Genomic DNA, 16,166 nt, shown 5'->3' with positions numbered 1-16,166 from the left:
TGAATGTAAATTATTTTGTATTCATCAGGGCACAATAAATTGCGCCCGAACCAATCAAATTAATTGGCGTGCAATGCAGTATTTAATTGCAACGCACTTTTATTGGTAACCACTTCCACGCGGCCCGTGATGGAATTGCGGCGGAATACCAAATCATTCACACCGGCAAGTTCGCGCGCTTTGATAGTTTTTACTTCGTTGCCCGCATCGTCCAATACCACCACTTTAGTTCCAGCGGTAATATAAAGGCCAGATTCTACTTTGCAGCGATCGCCCAGTGGAATACCAATACCGGCGTTAGCGCCAATCAATGACTCTTTACCAACAGAAATGACAATGTTCCCGCCGCCCGACAAGGTGCCCATGGTGGAGCTACCGCCGCCCAAATCCGAACCGGCACCGACAAATACACCGGCAGAAATACGGCCTTCAATCATCGCCGGGCCTTCAGTGCCCGCATTAAAGTTAACGAAACCTTCGTGCATGATGGTGGTGCCTTCGCCCAAGTATGCGCCTAAACGTACCCGCGCCGTGTGCGCAACACGTACACCTTTAGGCACAACGTAGTTGGTCATTTTGGGGAATTTATCCACGCAGGATACTTCCAGTTCTTCGCCATTTAAACGCGCCTGCAATTGACGTGCAGGTAATTCGTTTACATCGATCGCACCTTGATTAGTCCAGGCAACATTGGGCAGTACGCCAAAAATTCCGGCGAGTACGGTGTTGTGTGGTTTCACCAATCGGTGCGACAACAAATGCAATTTCAAATAGCCTTCAGGAACCGATGTGGGGTTGGTATCGGTTGCGAGCAGTGTGGCGACCAATGGACGTTTGCTTGTCGCCAGTGATTTTGCCAGCTCGGCTTGCGCGCTGTCGCCAGCAATGGTGAGTGCTTGGGCGATTTCATTGGCTTGATTGGTGGACAGTGCAATCGCTTGATTGCCATCGGTATAACCCACAATGGTGGCAATCGCGCGCGCAACTGCTTCTGACGGTGCGAGTACTGGCTGTGCATAAAACACTTCCAGCCATTCACCTTTTGCGTTCTGTGTGCCTATACCTAAACCGAGTGCGTAGAGTTGAGTCATGTTTTTTTCCTGACAATAGTGCAAATAATTAATTAAAAATGGCGCCGTATTCGGTGTCTTTAAAACCGACGTGTTTTTGTTTGCCGGTATCGAGCAATGGGCGTTTTATCAATGTCGGGTTGGCACTGATCACCTTTGCTGCAGTGGCTTCACTAAAATTATTTTTGATTGCATCGTCTAATTCTTTCCACGTAGTACTGCGTTTATTCACCAGTGCATCCAAACCGATTTCAGCAATCCAGGTTTCTACTTGTGCGCTGGTTAAACCATCGGCACGGAAGTCGTGAAAGCGGTAATCTACTTTATGTTGTTCAAGCCAGCTACGGGCTTTTTTGACGGTGTCGCAGTTTTTAATGCCGTATAAGGTGGTCATATTCTTTCGTCGTGTGAAGAAGGTTATGGTTTCAAAACAATTTTTGGTTTCTTGCGTTGCGGATAACAGGTTCTGCAAATATCGCATACTGTGCCATCACAACCGCGTGCGGAGCAAAACTCGCGCCCGTAATAAATGATTTGTAAATGCAATGCGTTCCAGCTGCTTTGGGGAAAAAGACGTTTTAAATCTTTTTCGGTTTGCACCACATTTTTACCGTTGGTTAAACCCCAACGCTGCGCGAGGCGGTGAATGTGGGTATCTACCGCAAATGCGGGTACACCAAATGCCTGGCTCATCACTACGCTCGCCGTTTTATGGCCTACACCTGGCAAGCGCTCCAGTGCCGCCCAATCCTGTGGCACCTGACCATTATGTTCTTCCACCAGCATTTTGGATAACACCGAAATCGCTTTGGATTTTTGCGGTGATAATCCACAGGGGCGAATAATTTCCTGAATTTTTTCAACGGGCACTTTGGCCATGTTGTATGGATTATCTGCCAACTCAAACAAGGCGGGCGTAACAGTATTAACCCGTTCGTCTGTGCACTGGGCGGACAGAAGAACTGCGATGAGCAATGTATAGGCATCTTTGTGATGCAAAGGTATTGGCGGGTTAGGATAAAGGCTTTGCAATCGCTGCAAAATAAATTCAACCCGCGCGCTTTTGCTTAAGTTTTTTAACACTTCACTCATAGCGATTTTACAAAAGCTTTGATTCGTTCGGCCGCTTCAATGCATTCCGCTAAAGGCGCAACCAAGGCGAGGCGCACATAATATTCGCCGGGGTTCATGCCATCGGTTTCGCGCGCTAAATAACTGCCGGGCAAGGTAGTTACCTTTTGTTGGGCAAACAATTGTTGTGCAAACAATTCACCTTTAATGGGCGTTTTTGGCCAGAGGTAAAAACTCGCATCCGGTTTTTGTACTTCCAGGCAACCATCAAGCACTTTTAATACCGCATCAAATTTTGCACGGTAGGCATCCCGGTTGGCGATTACGTGTTGCTCATCCTGCCATGCGGCCACACTGGCAAGTTGTGTTGGCACTGGCATAGCGCAACCGTGGTAGGTGCGATAGAGCAAAAACTTTTCCAGAATTTTGGCATCGCCACCCACAAAACCAGAGCGCAACCCCGGCAGGTTAGAGCGTTTGGATAGGCTGTGAAAAACTACGCAGCGGGCAAAATCATCGCGGCCGAGCTCTGCACAGGCTTGCAGTAATCCAACGGGGGGATTTTGTTCATCAAAATATAATTCTGAGTAACATTCGTCGGAGGCGATAACAAAATCGTATTGGTCGGCAAGTGCAATCAATTCTTTGAATTGCGCAGAGCTCATTACCGCGCCGGTTGGGTTGCCCGGTGAACAAATAAATAATAATTGGCAGCGCTCCCATATTGATGCGGGGACGGCGGCAAAATCCGGAATAAAATTATTGTCTGGTGTGCAGTTTAAAAAATAAGGTTCTGCACCGGAGAGAATCGCTGCACCTTCGTAAATTTGATAGAAAGGGTTGGGCGATACTATTAACGGATTGGTTTTGCTGCGATCAATAATCGCTTGTGCAAAGGCAAATAACGCTTCCCGTGTACCGTTTACCGGCAGCACATGATTCTCTGCAGTAAAACTACCAGCGTTGAGTTGAAAACGTTTGGTCGCCCAATTGGCGATTGCTGTGCGTAATTCTGGCAAGCCTTTGGTGGTTGGATAATTCGATAATTTAGGTAAATTATTAACGAGAGTATCCAATACAAACGCCGGCGGCTCGTGTTTGGGTTCACCGATGGATAGCATAATATCGGTTAGTTCGCGCGGTGCAGATACGGCCGCTTTAAGTGCTGCTAATTTTTCAAAAGGGTATGGATGAAGCTGGTTTAAATCCGGGTTCATAGTTAAATCAACAATAATTAGTGTTTATCAACGCGCTTATCGAGTTGCTCGCGAATTTCTTGCTGCAGTTTTTCGCACAGTGCAACATCGCCCAAGGGTTTTCCATCGTTATCAGCAATGAAAAAAATGTCCTCTACTCGCTCACCCAGGGTGGCGATTTTGGCATTGAGCAGTTGAATGTCGTAATCCATAAAGATTCGCCCTATGCACGCAAGCAAGCCCGGTCTGTCGGGGCTTATAACTTCCAATACGCTGCAATTGCGAATGGTATCGGTACTGAGTGAAGTGCGGGTGGGTGATGCAAAGTATTTCAGGCGGCGCGGTGTGCGGCGGCCAATAACATCGCGGTAGTTATCCACCAAACTCAATTCTTCCATCAACCCCTGCTGGATTTTTTTAAGTAGGGTTTGATTGTTACCGAGTGGTTCGCCGTTTTCATTGAGCACAAAAAAGGTATCTATGGTGTAACCGGATTTTGAGCTGTAAATCTTGGCGTCTTGAATGCTGAGGTTTAATAAGCTCAGCGCCGTTGCAGCTGCGACAAATACATTTTTCTGGTTTTTGCTATACACAAAAATTTGTGTGGCACCAGCCAACTCTTTGCTGGTGGTTTTTTTAATCAAAATTAAAGGCTTGTCATCGGTGCGTGCCGCAATCGCCTCGGTATGCCAGGCAATATCGGTAAAGTTTTCGCGTAGAAAATAGTCCTCATCCATATCGCCCCACAGGGCAATGACTTGTTCTTTGCTTAAGCCCTTGCGCGCCAGTTTACGAATCGCGGCCTGCTGGGTTTCCTCAATCAAATCGTGTTTATCGACAGTGTTTTCCAAACCACGACGCAAGGCGCGGCGGGTATCCAGATATAAATTGCGCATTAAACTCGCGCGCCAGGTATTCCACAATTCTTTGTTGGTGCCGTTAATGTCAGCCACCGTGAGGCAATAAAGGTAATCAAGGTGTAACTGATCGCCCACGGTGAGGGCAAAATTATGAATAATATCCGGGTCTGAAATGTCCTGCTTTTGTGACACTTGCGACATCAGCAAATGTTTTTCCACCAGCCAGCAGATCAAGCGGGTTTCGCGCGGTGAAATACCGTGGCGGGTACAGAACTCTTCTGCATCCACCGCACCCAGTGTGGAGTGATCGCCACCGCGGCCTTTGCCAATATCGTGATACAAGCCTGCAATATACAGCAGCTCCAATTTTGGCAGGCGCGTCATAATCGTTGCGGCAACCGGAAAATCTTCTTTCGCGGATGGCAACAAAAAGTTACACATGTTTTGCACTACTTTTAGCGTGTGTGCATCCACTGTGTAGATATGAAATAAATCGTGCTGCATTTGACCGGTTACTTGACCAAACTCCGGTAAATACAAACCGAGAATGCCGTAGCGCGACATCCGCTTTAGTTGTTCAACCAAACCTGCAGGGTGTTGCAATAGTTTGATAAATAATTGGGTGTTTTTGGGGTTGCTGCGGAATTGGTCATCAATAAGATAGCGACTCTCGCGAATCCAGCGGATAGTAGAGGCGCGCACCCCCTGAATCTGTGGGTTTTGTGCCATAAGCACAAATATTTCTAATAAGGCAGACGGGTTTTCTTCAAATACGTAGGTGTGCGTTGCCTCGATAAAATTATCGCGCAATTGAAAGCGTTCATTGATAGAAACAACATTTTTGGTTTTGCCTTTTTGTAGAATCGCTTCCGACAAAAATTGCAGCACTACGTCATTTAATTCGCGCAGGGCAAGTACAGTGCGATAGTACTTGTGCATGAACTGTTCTACTGCCAGCCCTTCGTGGTTGTCGGTGTAGCCAAACAGTTTGGCAATTTCCCGTTGGTAATCAAATAGCAGTCGCTCTTCCGGGCGTTTCGCTACCATATGCAATGCATAACGCACGCGCCATAAATATTCTTCGCCGGAATTGATAAGTGAAAATTCTTCGTCGGTAAAAAAACCTTTACCTTCCAGTTGTTTGATGGTGCGTACACCAAAGTAACGTTTGGTCACCCAATTAATAGTTTGGATGTCGCGCAGCCCACCGGGCGCATTTTTGATATTGGGTTCCAGGTTGTATTCGGTGTCGTTATATTTCTTGTGGCGATCCAGTTGTTCTTGATATTTTGCACTGAAAAAATCTTCAATCGGCCAGATTTTATCGGGCGCGGCTTCTTTCATTAATTCGTGACGCAGTGATGCATCTCCCACCAGCGTACGCGACTCCATGATGTTGGTGGCGACGGTAATGTCGGTGCGAGCTATATCAATCGTTTGTTTGACAGTGCGCACGCTGCTGCCAATTTCCAAGCCTATATCCCACAGCAGTGTGAGAAATTTTTCGATATTTCCTTTGCAGCTTTCAAATACATCCGGGTGATGCAAAATCAATAGATCGATATCGGAACCTGGGTGCAGTTCACCACGGCCATAACCGCCAACTGCTTCCAGGCTGATACGCGCGGGCCAGCGGAATTGGTGCCAGGCGTAGTGCAATACGCAATCAATAAACAGTGCGCGTTCATACACCAAACTGCGAATATCTTCGCCCTCAATAAAACGGCGGTTGGCTTGGGTGCTTGCTGCATTAATTGCGTCCTTGAAGACGCCAATGATAGGTTTTTCTGTTAACGCGCGGCGAAAGCGGCTCTGGTCAAAAAAGAATAGCGGCCGCTCGAAGTAGGGGACTTCCTCCATGGATACCGGGGTATCCATCGGGATGGATTCTGCACTATCGCTGCCAGAGGTATCCGTTTGGGGAGATTTGTTAAAAACGCGCGCGATAAAATCAGAAATGCTCATAAATTAAAATACTTCGCCGGTACGTGCGGTAAAAACCTCGACACCATTGCTGGTGACTACCATGGTGTGTTCCCACTGCGCCGAGAGTCGGCCGTCTTTTGTTTCCACTGTCCAGCCATCGCTTTTTAATTTGGTGTGGGGTTTGCCCGCGTTAATCATGGGTTCGATGGTGAAGCACATGCCTTCTTTTAATTCCATACCGGTATCAGGGCGACCATAGTGCAGGATTTGCGGATCTTCATGAAAAACCTTGCCTATGCCATGGCCACAGTATTCGCGTACTACCGAGTAATAATTCGCTTCAGCATGCTGTTGGATAACGTGCCCAATATCACCCAAACGGCAGCCAGGCTTAACCAGTTTAATGGCTTTGTACATGCATTCCTGGGTGACTTGTACCAACCGCTCCGCGTGGGGGGCAGGAGTGCCCACAAAATACATGGCACTGGTATCGCCGTGATAGCCCTCGTGGATCACTGTCACATCGATATTGATGATATCGCCTGACTTGAGCACTTTTTTCTCGGAGGGAATGCCGTGGCAAATCACCTGATTGACAGAGGTGCAAATGGATTTGGGAAAGCCGCGGTAGCCAAGGCAAGCGGGAATAGCTTTTTGTACATTCACTATGTGGTCGTGACAGATCTTGTCCAGCTCGGCGGTAGTTACGCCGGGTTGTACGTACTGGCCAATCATTTCCAATACTTCGGCGGCCATGCGACCAGCAATGCGCATTTTGGCGATTTCTTCGGGGGTTTTGATAGTAACTGACATGAATTCAGGGTATCCCGGCGGGTGAATAAAAGTTGCGGCATTCTAAACGATTCTGAACCGCTTTGACCAAGATCAATCCTTTATTGGCTCTATAGCTGCTGCTTCTATTATGCGCGTACTGGGTATAGCACCTGAAAAGTAAAGTTGGGCGGTGTAAAACCGCCCTGCGGAGGTGGGCTATTTGGTGAGGTAATGGAGGCCGCGAGCGCGAACCTGGGTCAGTGCGTGAATGACACCGCGCAACTCTGCCAAGCCTTTCATTCGCCCGGCGTAAGAGTAACCGGGATTGATGCCAGGCTTGCCAATTTCATCGCCCATTAGATGGCCGTGGTCTGGGCGCATGGCGATTGCAGGGAGTTTGCTACCTTGCTGTTGGCGACGGCTTTCCTCTTCTAAGAGCGCATCTATCAGGCCGACCATATCGTTATCGCCATCCAAATGATCAGACTCATAGAAGGAGCCATCGTCTTCACGTTTAATGTTGCGCAAGTGTACAAAGTAGATGCGCTCGCCAAACTCCTGCGCCATGGAGACCAGATCATTATCGCAGCGTGCACCATAAGAGCCGGCGCAGAGTGTTAATCCATTCGATGGGCTGGGCACGGCCTTGAGCAAGGCGCGAGCGTCATCGGCGGTAGAGACAACCCGGGGTAATCCGAACAACGAAAATGGTGGGTCATCCGGGTGGATGCACATGCGCACGCCCGCTTCTTCAGCGACGGGGATAATCTCGCGCAGGAAGGCAAACAGGTTGGCGCGCATACCTTCATCGCCCATCTTGATGAAGAGATCGATAGCGGCGCGAATCCCATCGCGATCATAAGAGCCCTCACCGCCCGGCAAGCCGGCAATGATATTTTTTTCCAGCAGTGCTTGCTCTTCGCTGCTCATGGCATCAAGGCGAGCCTTGGCTTTGGTGAGTACCTCGGGCTGATAGTCCTGTTCGGCACCGGGGCGCTGTAGGATATAAACATCATAGGCTGCGAAATCGCTCATCTCAAAACGCAGTGCGCGGGCGTTGTTGGGCAGGGTGTAGTTGAGGTTGGTGCGGGTCCAATCGACGACCGGCATAAAGTTGTAGCAAACATCGTAAACACCGGCTGCACCCACATTGCGAATGGACTGCTTGTAGTTGTCGATGTATTGCTGGTAGTTACCAGTGCGGGTCTTGATATCGTTGTGGAGGGGGATGCTTTCGATAACAGCCCATTCAAGCCCTTGATCTTCAATGACTTTTTTGCGTTCTAAAACTTCCTCAAGGGGCCATACGGCACCTGTGGGTATGTGGTGTAAGGAGGTGACAATGCCCGTTGCGCCTGCTTGTGCAATGCTTTGCAGGCTTACGGTATCTTTGGGGCCGAACCAGCGCCAAGTCTCTTTCATGGTGGTCTCGCTACTAGAGTGGGTTCATCTAAGATTAATGCGACTAGTATACAAGTTGGATAATGCTTGGCCTAGTGGATTTGCCAGATTTTCTCGACAGGGTGCGTTCTGAAGCTCGATTTACTTTCTGGTTTATTATGTCTGTTGTTTGTGATATAAAGCGCGCCTCTTTTTGCTGGGAATAGTCTCAAGCACAAAGAAAATCCGTTTTTAAATGTAATTTACCAACGTCACATATATACCGACACGCAAAACCTGGGTGCCCAATGTTCGTTTTATAGCGTTCATGATGGTTGGTTAGCGGGGTATATAGAGGCCTAACCCAGTAGGAATACTAAAATGCCACAAGTAAGCATGCGCGATATGTTATCTGCCGGTGTCCACTTCGGTCACCAAACCCGTTACTGGAACCCAAAGATGGGCAAATACATCTTCGGTGCGCGTAACAAGATTCACATTATTAACCTTGAGCACACTGTGCCTGCGTTCAACGAAGCTTTGGCTTTGATTCAACAAATGGCCTCTCAAAAGAAAAAGATTCTGTTTGTTGGTACCAAGCGCGCGGCGCAAAAGACCATCAAAGAAGAAGCAATCCGTGCTGGCCAGCCGTTTGTTAGTCATCGCTGGTTGGGTGGTATGCTCACCAACTACAAAACCATCCGCGCATCTATCCGTCGCTTGCAAGAGCTGACTACCCAGAGCGAAGATGGTACTTTTGCCAAATTGACCAAAAAAGAAGCTCTGATGCGCACCCGTGACATGGAGAAGCTTGAGCGTTCAATTGGCGGTATTAAAAACATCGCTGGTTTGCCTGATGCCATGTTTGTAATCGATGTGGATCACGAGCGTATTGCAATTCAGGAAGCCAACAAGTTGGGTATCCCTGTTATCGGTATCGTGGATACCAACAGCAACCCTGAAGGTGTTGACTACGTAATTCCAGGTAACGACGACGCCATTCGCGCGATCAAGTTGTATGTATCTGCAATTGCTGACGCTTGTTTGGATGGTGCTAAATCTGCTTCTGCAGTACCAAACAAAGATGAATACGTAGCTGCCGAAGGTGCTGCTGAGTAATCTCGCGAAGTAATCAAACGACCATAAAACTCTGTTAGCTTGCATTCAAGCGCAGAGTTGTCGGAAGAGGGGGCTTTGCCCCCTTTTTTCAAATTTGAATTCGAACATTTATTGAGGACACATCCATGACAGCTGTTACTCCTGCTTTGGTAAAAGAACTGCGCGACCGCACTGGTTTGGGCATGATGGAATGTAAAAAAGCGTTGGGCGAAGCCAATGGTGATATTGAATTGGCCATTGAAAACCTGCGTAAGGTTTCCGGTTTGAAGGCGGCCAAAAAAGAAGGTCGCACGGCGGCAGATGGCGTTGTTGCTGTGAAAGTGGCTCCGGATAACAGCTACGGTGTTGTTATTGAAGTTAACTCTGAGACTGACTTTGTGGCGCGTGATGCTGGCTTCCTGGCTTTTGTAAATAGCGTATTGGATAAGGCATTCACCACCAAGCAAACCGATGTAGCGGTTGTTATGGCGGGTGAGTTGGAATCTGCGCGTGAAGCTTTGGTGCAAAAAATCGGCGAAAAAATCAGCGTTCGTCGCATTAGTTTGGTTGAAGGTGGTGTTGTTGGTGGTTACCTGCACTTGAACAACCGTATTGCGGTGTTGGTTCAGTTGGAAGGTGGCAATGAAGAGACCGCTAAAGACGTTGCTATGCACGTGGCTGCTGTTAACCCGCAAGTGGTTAGCTCTGACCAAATGCCAGCTGACGTGGTGGAGAAAGAAAAAGAAATCATCCGTGCTCAGCCAGATATGGCTGGCAAGCCAGCTGAAATCGTTGAGAAAATGATTGTTGGTCGTATCAGCAAGTTCCTGAAAGAAGCTAGCTTGGTTGATCAGGCTTTTGTTAAGAATCCTGAGCAAACTATTGCTCAGTTCGCTAAGGCAGCTGGTGCAACTGTTAAGAGCTTTGTGCGTCTGGAAGTGGGCGAGGGTATCGAAGTTGCTGTTGTAGACTTTGCTGCTGAAGTTGCTGCTCAAGTAGCTGCTAGCAAGGCGTAATTCATCGCCTGATAAGGTGCTGGGTGACACGAAAAAGAGGCCGGGTGGCAACACCCGGCCTCTTTTTTTCTGTTACACTGCACCAATTTTTCGGCCCTCCGACAGGTGTGGGCATTCGCGGCTAACTCATTGTTTTGGAGAGCATTTATGTCCAGCCCCAGAGATAAAAAGTACAAGCGTATTTTATTGAAGCTCAGCGGTGAAGAGCTGATGGGTACAGAAGGGTTTGGTATCGATCCTAAAGTGCTCGACAAGATGGCCCTGGAAATTGGCCAGCTGGTCGGCATAGGTGTACAGGTAGGTTTGGTGATTGGTGGTGGCAATCTGTTTCGCGGCGCTGCCTTAAGTGCTGCCGGTCTCGATCGAGTAACGGGCGATCACATGGGTATGCTGGCTACAGTGATGAATGCATTAGCCATGCGCGATGCGCTTGAGCGTTCAAATATATCTTCCCGCGTTATGTCAGCGATTCCAATGAGTGGAGTGGTTGAACACTATGACCGCCGTCGCGCAGTTCGTTTCTTGAATTCGGGCGAGGTCGTTATTTTCTCTGCCGGTACTGGCAATCCCTTTTTTACTACTGATTCTGCTGCCTGTTTGCGCGGTATTGAAGTTGATGCGGATATAGTGCTCAAGGCAACCAAAGTTGATGGCGTCTACTCTGCAGATCCTAAAAAAGATCCGACCGCGACCAAGTATGACCGTCTCTCTTATGACGAGGTGCTCGACAAAAAATTGGGTGTAATGGATTTGACGGCGATTTGTTTGTGCCGCGAGCACGACATGCCGGTGCGCGTATTCCGTATGAATAAAGCAGGTGCGTTGTTGAATATTGTGGTTGGCAGCAACGAAGGTACTTTGATTGAAGAGGATAAATCATGATTAATGATATTAAAAAAGACGCCGAAGCGCGTATGAAAAAAGCGGTTGAAGCATTGTCGAACAACTTCAACAAGATTCGCACTGGCCGCGCACACCCAAGCTTGTTGGATGGTATTACTGTGGATTATTACGGTACGCCTACCCCTTTGAGCCAAGTAGCAAATATCAATATTGACGATGCGCGCACCTTGTCGGTGAGTCCGTGGGAGCGCAATTTAGTCCCTGCCATTGAAAAAGCGATTATGAAATCGGATTTAGGTTTGAATCCTTCGACGAACAATGGTCTGATTCGTATTCCTTTGCCGATGTTGACTGAAGAAACACGCAAAAACTTTATCAAGCAGGCGCGTGCCGAGGCCGAGAATGGCCGCGTTGCTGTGCGCAATGTGCGCCGCGATGTATTGGGTGATGTGAAAGCTTTGCTGAAAGACAAGGCGATCGGTGAGGATGATGATCGTCGCGCACAGGATGAAATTCAGAAAATTACCGACAAATACATCGCTGAAGTTGATAAAGCGCTGGCAGCCAAAGAAGTTGATTTGATGGCTGTGTAATCTGCATCATCCGGCAAGTCACTTTCGCAAGGGAGTGGCTTTGCCTCCCGCACTACTACTAGATAATTTCATTAAAAAAACTAAAAACGGGTTGTCGGTGAGAATCCGATGCTGGCCTGTCGCTGGGAGAGTACGCGTGACTGATAATAGTCTTCGCCACGTGGCGATTATTATGGATGGCAATAACCGCTGGGCAAAACAGCGCGGTATGGCGGGAGTTTCTGGCCATAAAGTGGGAGTTGAGCGTATTCGCGATGTTATGGCCGCCTGTCAGGATCAGGGCGTTGAAGTGCTCACCGTATTTGCATTTAGCAGTGAAAATTGGCGCCGCCCACCGCTGGAAGTAGAGGCGCTTATGTCGCTCTTCCATCTCTATTTAAAAAATGAAGCCAAAGCACTTAAGAAAAAAGGGGTTGCCTTGCGTGTCATTGGCAATCGGGAGCGCTTTAGTCCTGCCATTCAAAAAGCTATCGCTGCCGCTGAGGAGCTTACTGCTGGTGGTAAAACAACACTGGTTATCGCCGCTGACTATGGTGGTCGTTGGGATATCGCCCAGGCAGCGCAAAAACTGGCGCAACAGGCAGTTAATGGACAGTTGGATGTGGCATCTATCGATGAGTCGGCATTAGGTGCCCAAACCTGTCTTGCCGAGTTGCCACCCTTGGATTTATTGATTCGCACAGGAGGGGAGGTGCGTATTAGCAATTTCCTTCTGTGGCAATGTGCCTATGCAGAACTTTATTTCAGCGACAAGCTTTGGCCTGATTTTGACGGCGATGAGTTAAAGAAAGCGATTGCGAATTTCTACGAACGTCAGCGTCGTTTTGGTATGACCGGCGATCAGATTGAGGCGGGTGCACTTAATGCTTAAGCAGCGGGTAATCACAGCGTTAGTTTTGGCGATAATTTTTATAGCCGCTTTGTTTGGTTTGCCTGCTGGTTATTTTTCCTTTTTTGTCGGCGCTATTGTATTGATTGGTGCTTGGGAATGGGCCTGTCTCGCTGGGTTCCCCACGCGCTGGCAGCGCGCATTGTACGCACTCTTTATTTTAGTCGTTCTGTTGGTGGCCTCTTTTTATCTGGGGTTTGAGGGCGAGGCTAGCCCCAATCTGGATGCAGATGCGATCCGTGAATTACTGATTGCTGGTTGTATTTGGTGGGCAATCGCACTTTTGCTGGTGCAGGGTTATCCCTCCAGTGCTTTGTTATGGGGGCACAAAATTTTACGCCTGTTGATGGGGTTATTGGTACTTATTCCCACTTGGGTGGCTTTGGTGTATGTACGCCAACAAGAGGCTGGTGCCTGGCTGGTCTTGTTATTAATGCTCATTGTCGCCATGGCTGATAGTGGCGGTTACTTTGCTGGAAAGCGTTTTGGTAAGCATAAGTTAGCATCTGCCGTTAGCCCCGGCAAAACCTGGGAAGGCTTTGCCGGGGGATTTATCGCTAATTGTGTTTTGGCTCTGATGCTGAGTTTAACTCTGGAGCTAAGCCTGTTGTTGATGTTGGTGCTTGTGGTTCCTACCAGTCTGGTTTCTGTGTTGGGCGATCTTTTGGAGAGCATGTTAAAGCGCCAAGCCGGCATCAAAGATAGCGGCACCATTTTGCCTGGTCACGGCGGCATTCTTGATCGCGTAGATGGTGTCACGGCAGCTGCTCCGGTATTTGCTCTGGCACTGCTTGCAAGCGGCGCCTTTTCTGCGACGGCGGGGCTCTAGCTTATGCAGTTGGCGGTTCAACAGATTACTGTTTTGGGCGCGACCGGCTCTATTGGTGTTAGCACCTTGGATGTTATTGCGCGTCACCCGGAGCGCTATAAAGTTTTTGCATTAACGGCAGATCGACGTTGGCAGTTACTCGCTACCCAATGTTTGCAGCATCAGCCGCGTTATGCCGTATTAAATGATGTAGATGCTGCCGCTGAGCTGGCACGTGAACTACGTCATCAAGGCTGCAAGACAGAAGTCTTACAGGGATTGGCAGCGTTGGAGGCGGTTGCTGCCCATGAACAGGTTGATGCAGTTATGGCGGCTATTGTTGGTGCGGCAGGTTTGTTACCAACATTGGCGGCGGTTAAAGCAGGCAAAAAAGTGTTGCTGGCTAATAAAGAAGCATTGGTAATGGCTGGTGGTTTGTTTACCCAAGCCGTTAGTAAAAGTGGGGCGGTATTGTTGCCCATTGATAGTGAGCATAATGCGATCTTTCAGTGCTTGCCAAATCATCGCAGCGATTATCTTGCTGGCGGTCTGGCTTCCAGCGGTGTTCGTAAAATTCTGCTCACCGCCTCTGGTGGCCCCTTCCGTAATACCCCGCTTGGCGATCTACCAAAAGTAACTCCAGAACAGGCCTGCGCTCATCCAAATTGGAGCATGGGGCAAAAAATTTCGGTGGATTCAGCCAGTATGATGAATAAAGGGCTTGAGCTGATTGAGGCCTGTTGGCTTTTCAATGCTCGCCCTCAACAGGTGCAAGTGGTTATCCATCCACAGAGTGTGATTCACTCGATGGTTGAGTATATTGATGGTTCCGTGCTCGCCCAATTGGGCAATCCGGATATGCGTACCCCTATAGCTCATGCCTTGGCTTGGCCGGAGCGTATAGAGTCCGGCGTGACAAGTCTCGATATTATCGCAACGGCGCGCCTTGATTTTAGTGCGCCTGACCTTCAGCGTTTTCCTTGTTTGCGTTTGGCGCAGGATGCTGCCGATGTTTCGGGTACAGCACCTGCACTGCTAAATGCCGCGAATGAAATTGCTGTTGCTGCATTTCTTGCCCGCCAAATTCGCTTTGATCAAATCGCTCAAGTTATAGATCATGTGCTTGCGCGCCTGGCAGTGGTTGAACCAACCAGCTTGGAACAGGTTCAAAATGCAGATGCCGAGGCTCGCGCTTTGGCTAATCAATTGATCAAGAGCTGGTAATGATTAATCCGGGGCAGTGCTTATGTCGTTGATTCAGACAATAATTTCATTCGTTGTCGCCTTGTTGATTCTGGTTTCTATCCATGAGTTTGGGCACTTTTATGTGGCTCGTCGTTGCGGTGTGAAAGTTCTGCGTTTTTCCATTGGTTTTGGCAAGGTGCTTTGGTCTTGGCGCGATAAACAGGGCACAGAGTATGCGTTGGCCGCATTGCCTCTGGGTGGATACGTAAAAATGCTCGATGAGCGCGAAGCGCCAGTATCGGCGGAAGAGCGTTCCATGGCGTTTAATAATAAAAGTGTCTGGCAGCGCATTGCTATTGTTGCGGCAGGCCCTGGGGCTAACTTTCTGTTGGCCATACTCTTGTTTTGGGTGCTTTTGCTGCAAGGTCAGCGCGATTTAATTCCCCAAATTGGGGCTGTAGAGCGCGGTTCAATCGCCGAGCAGGCAGGGCTTGAAGCAGGCCAGGAGATTATTGCTATCGATAATATTCCCACACCCACGTGGCAGGCTCTCAACAAGGCGCTGCTCAATCGGTTGGGGGAAACAGGATCTATTCGTTTCAAGGTGGCTTACCCTGACTCGCACTTTACTTATGAGTCAGAAGGGCGGTTGGTTGATTGGCTGAGGGATTCAGCGGATCCCGATCCGGTTGCAGGTTTGGGGATTACGCTGTATCTGCCCAAAATTACTCCAATTGTTGGCGAAGTAGTGGCTGGGGGGGTAGCTGAGGCTGCGGGTTTTCTGCCGGGTGATAAGCTGATTTCTGCCGATGATATTGTTATTGATGATTGGCAGTTATGGGTGGATTACGTCCGGCGTCATCCTGGTAAGACAATTTCTGTCGTGATTGAGCGCGATGCCAGAGAGCTAGCGCTTCAGCTTATTCCTGAATCAATCAATGAGTCAGGTGCAGTTGTTGGGCGGGTCGGGCTGGGTGCTCGGGCGGGCTCAATTCCTGAGTCGATGATTCGCTCTTATGAGTATTCCGTGTTCGGTGCATTTGTTGCCGGAGTGAATAAAACCTGGGAAACCTCAGGCTTTGTACTTTTATCAGTCAAAAAATTGATTCTTGGCGAAATTTCCACGAAAAACTTGAGTGGACCGATAACCATTGCTAAGGTGGCGGGCTCTTCAGCCGAGAGCGGTTTGAGGAGTTTTATTGGTTTTGTCGCTCTGCTGAGTGTATTCCTCGCGGTATTTAACCTTTTACCTATCCCAGTATTGGATGGCGGCCACTTATTTTATTACTTTATTGAAGTAATTAAGGGAAAACCGGTGTCCGACAGAGTGCAGATGCTGGGGTATCAGGTTGGACTCTTCTTGGTCATCAGTCTAAGCGTGCTAGCGCTGTATAACGACATCATGCGGCTTTAATCTGGCAGTGTGCCGGGCCGTAACCAACATTCATTTACGATTA

The 16,166-nt window shown here is 48.7% G+C and carries 15 protein-coding genes; 8 read left to right on the top strand and 7 right to left on the bottom strand.

Annotated features, from left to right (window positions below; translation table 11 throughout):
• Positions 1-59: 59 nt before the first annotated feature.
• From dapD to uxuA, 7 genes are all read right to left on the bottom strand, one after another.
• The gene (gene dapD / locus O59_RS11950) at positions 60-1,091 is read right to left on the bottom strand and encodes a 2,3,4,5-tetrahydropyridine-2,6-dicarboxylate N-succinyltransferase (protein ID WP_040392296.1); all 1,032 of its coding nucleotides are present in this window, start codon (positions 1,089-1,091) and stop codon (positions 60-62) included.
• Positions 1,092-1,119: 28 nt separating this feature from the next.
• Positions 1,120-1,464 (bottom strand): ArsC family reductase, encoded by a 345-nt coding sequence (locus O59_RS11945; protein WP_007642996.1) that lies wholly within the window; start codon positions 1,462-1,464, stop codon positions 1,120-1,122.
• 23 nt (positions 1,465-1,487) lie between these two features.
• Complete coding sequence (gene nth, locus O59_RS11940; protein ID WP_007642995.1) at positions 1,488-2,162, bottom strand: endonuclease III; 675 nt, start codon at positions 2,160-2,162, stop codon at positions 1,488-1,490.
• Entirely contained in the window at positions 2,159-3,358 is a 1,200-nt protein-coding gene (gene dapC, locus O59_RS11935) for a succinyldiaminopimelate transaminase (RefSeq protein WP_007642994.1), read from the bottom strand. Before dapC ends, nth begins: the two co-directional genes overlap by 4 nt.
• Before the next feature lie 17 nt (positions 3,359-3,375).
• Entirely contained in the window at positions 3,376-6,075 is a 2,700-nt protein-coding gene (locus tag O59_RS11930; RefSeq protein ID WP_040392508.1) for a [protein-PII] uridylyltransferase, read from the bottom strand.
• 90 nt (positions 6,076-6,165) lie between these two features.
• A complete protein-coding gene (gene map / locus O59_RS11925; protein WP_007642992.1) occupies positions 6,166-6,936 on the bottom strand; it encodes a type I methionyl aminopeptidase in 771 nt (256 codons plus the stop codon).
• Between the two features lie 177 nt (positions 6,937-7,113).
• Entirely contained in the window at positions 7,114-8,319 is a 1,206-nt protein-coding gene (uxuA, locus tag O59_RS11920; RefSeq protein WP_007642991.1) for a mannonate dehydratase, read from the bottom strand.
• Between the two features lie 339 nt (positions 8,320-8,658).
• On the opposite strand from uxuA, the gene rpsB reads away from it, so the two are divergent.
• From rpsB to rseP, 8 genes are all read left to right on the top strand, one after another.
• A complete protein-coding gene (rpsB, locus tag O59_RS11915; RefSeq protein WP_040392294.1) occupies positions 8,659-9,396 on the top strand; it encodes a 30S ribosomal protein S2 in 738 nt (245 codons plus the stop codon).
• A gap of 125 nt (positions 9,397-9,521) precedes the next feature.
• Positions 9,522-10,391 (top strand): translation elongation factor Ts, encoded by an 870-nt coding sequence (gene tsf / locus O59_RS11910; RefSeq protein WP_007642987.1) that lies wholly within the window; start codon positions 9,522-9,524, stop codon positions 10,389-10,391.
• Between the two features lie 147 nt (positions 10,392-10,538).
• The gene (gene pyrH, locus O59_RS11905) at positions 10,539-11,273 is read left to right on the top strand and encodes a UMP kinase (RefSeq protein ID WP_040392292.1); all 735 of its coding nucleotides are present in this window, start codon (positions 10,539-10,541) and stop codon (positions 11,271-11,273) included.
• The gene (gene frr, locus O59_RS11900) at positions 11,270-11,827 is read left to right on the top strand and encodes a ribosome recycling factor (protein ID WP_007642982.1); all 558 of its coding nucleotides are present in this window, start codon (positions 11,270-11,272) and stop codon (positions 11,825-11,827) included. The genes pyrH and frr overlap by 4 nt, the downstream gene beginning before the upstream one ends.
• A gap of 136 nt (positions 11,828-11,963) precedes the next feature.
• Positions 11,964-12,698: a polyprenyl diphosphate synthase gene (gene uppS, locus O59_RS11895; RefSeq protein ID WP_040392289.1), complete on the top strand. Its 735-nt coding sequence runs from the start codon at positions 11,964-11,966 to the stop codon at positions 12,696-12,698.
• Positions 12,691-13,545, top strand: coding sequence for a phosphatidate cytidylyltransferase (locus O59_RS11890; RefSeq protein WP_007642978.1), 855 nt, complete (start codon positions 12,691-12,693; stop codon positions 13,543-13,545). Before uppS ends, O59_RS11890 begins: the two co-directional genes overlap by 8 nt.
• A 3-nt stretch (positions 13,546-13,548) precedes the next feature.
• The gene (gene ispC / locus O59_RS11885; protein WP_007642976.1) at positions 13,549-14,748 is read left to right on the top strand and encodes a 1-deoxy-D-xylulose-5-phosphate reductoisomerase; all 1,200 of its coding nucleotides are present in this window, start codon (positions 13,549-13,551) and stop codon (positions 14,746-14,748) included.
• A 22-nt stretch (positions 14,749-14,770) separates the two neighbouring features.
• Complete coding sequence (gene rseP, locus O59_RS11880; RefSeq protein ID WP_007642974.1) at positions 14,771-16,123, top strand: RIP metalloprotease RseP; 1,353 nt, start codon at positions 14,771-14,773, stop codon at positions 16,121-16,123.
• The last annotated feature ends 43 nt before the right edge of the window (positions 16,124-16,166 follow it).

It is taken from the genome of Cellvibrio sp. BR (assembly GCF_000263355.1).
Lineage (GTDB): Bacteria > Pseudomonadota > Gammaproteobacteria > Pseudomonadales > Cellvibrionaceae > Cellvibrio.
Note: the sequence above shows the minus strand (reverse complement) of the source record. Positions and strands in the feature narration are given on the sequence as shown.

Excerpts from the sequence above, each read along its gene's own strand:
- uxuA (WP_007642991.1), bottom strand. The coding sequence starts at position 8,319 with ATGAAAGAGACTTGGCGCTGGTTCGGCCCCAAAGATACCGTAAGCCTG.
- nth (WP_007642995.1), bottom strand. The coding sequence starts at position 2,162 with ATGAGTGAAGTGTTAAAAAACTTAAGCAAAAGCGCGCGGGTTGAATTT.
- dapD (WP_040392296.1), bottom strand. The coding sequence starts at position 1,091 with ATGACTCAACTCTACGCACTCGGTTTAGGTATAGGCACACAGAACGCA.
- frr (WP_007642982.1), top strand. The coding sequence starts at position 11,270 with ATGATTAATGATATTAAAAAAGACGCCGAAGCGCGTATGAAAAAAGCG.
- rseP (WP_007642974.1), top strand. The coding sequence starts at position 14,771 with ATGTCGTTGATTCAGACAATAATTTCATTCGTTGTCGCCTTGTTGATT.
- O59_RS11945 (WP_007642996.1), bottom strand. The coding sequence starts at position 1,464 with ATGACCACCTTATACGGCATTAAAAACTGCGACACCGTCAAAAAAGCC.
- rpsB (WP_040392294.1), top strand. The coding sequence starts at position 8,659 with ATGCCACAAGTAAGCATGCGCGATATGTTATCTGCCGGTGTCCACTTC.
- map (WP_007642992.1), bottom strand. The coding sequence starts at position 6,936 with ATGTCAGTTACTATCAAAACCCCCGAAGAAATCGCCAAAATGCGCATT.
- O59_RS11890 (WP_007642978.1), top strand. The coding sequence starts at position 12,691 with ATGCTTAAGCAGCGGGTAATCACAGCGTTAGTTTTGGCGATAATTTTT.
- tsf (WP_007642987.1), top strand. The coding sequence starts at position 9,522 with ATGACAGCTGTTACTCCTGCTTTGGTAAAAGAACTGCGCGACCGCACT.
- O59_RS11930 (WP_040392508.1), bottom strand. The coding sequence starts at position 6,075 with ATGGATACCCCGGTATCCATGGAGGAAGTCCCCTACTTCGAGCGGCCG.
- pyrH (WP_040392292.1), top strand. The coding sequence starts at position 10,539 with ATGTCCAGCCCCAGAGATAAAAAGTACAAGCGTATTTTATTGAAGCTC.
- dapC (WP_007642994.1), bottom strand. The coding sequence starts at position 3,358 with ATGAACCCGGATTTAAACCAGCTTCATCCATACCCTTTTGAAAAATTA.
- ispC (WP_007642976.1), top strand. The coding sequence starts at position 13,549 with ATGCAGTTGGCGGTTCAACAGATTACTGTTTTGGGCGCGACCGGCTCT.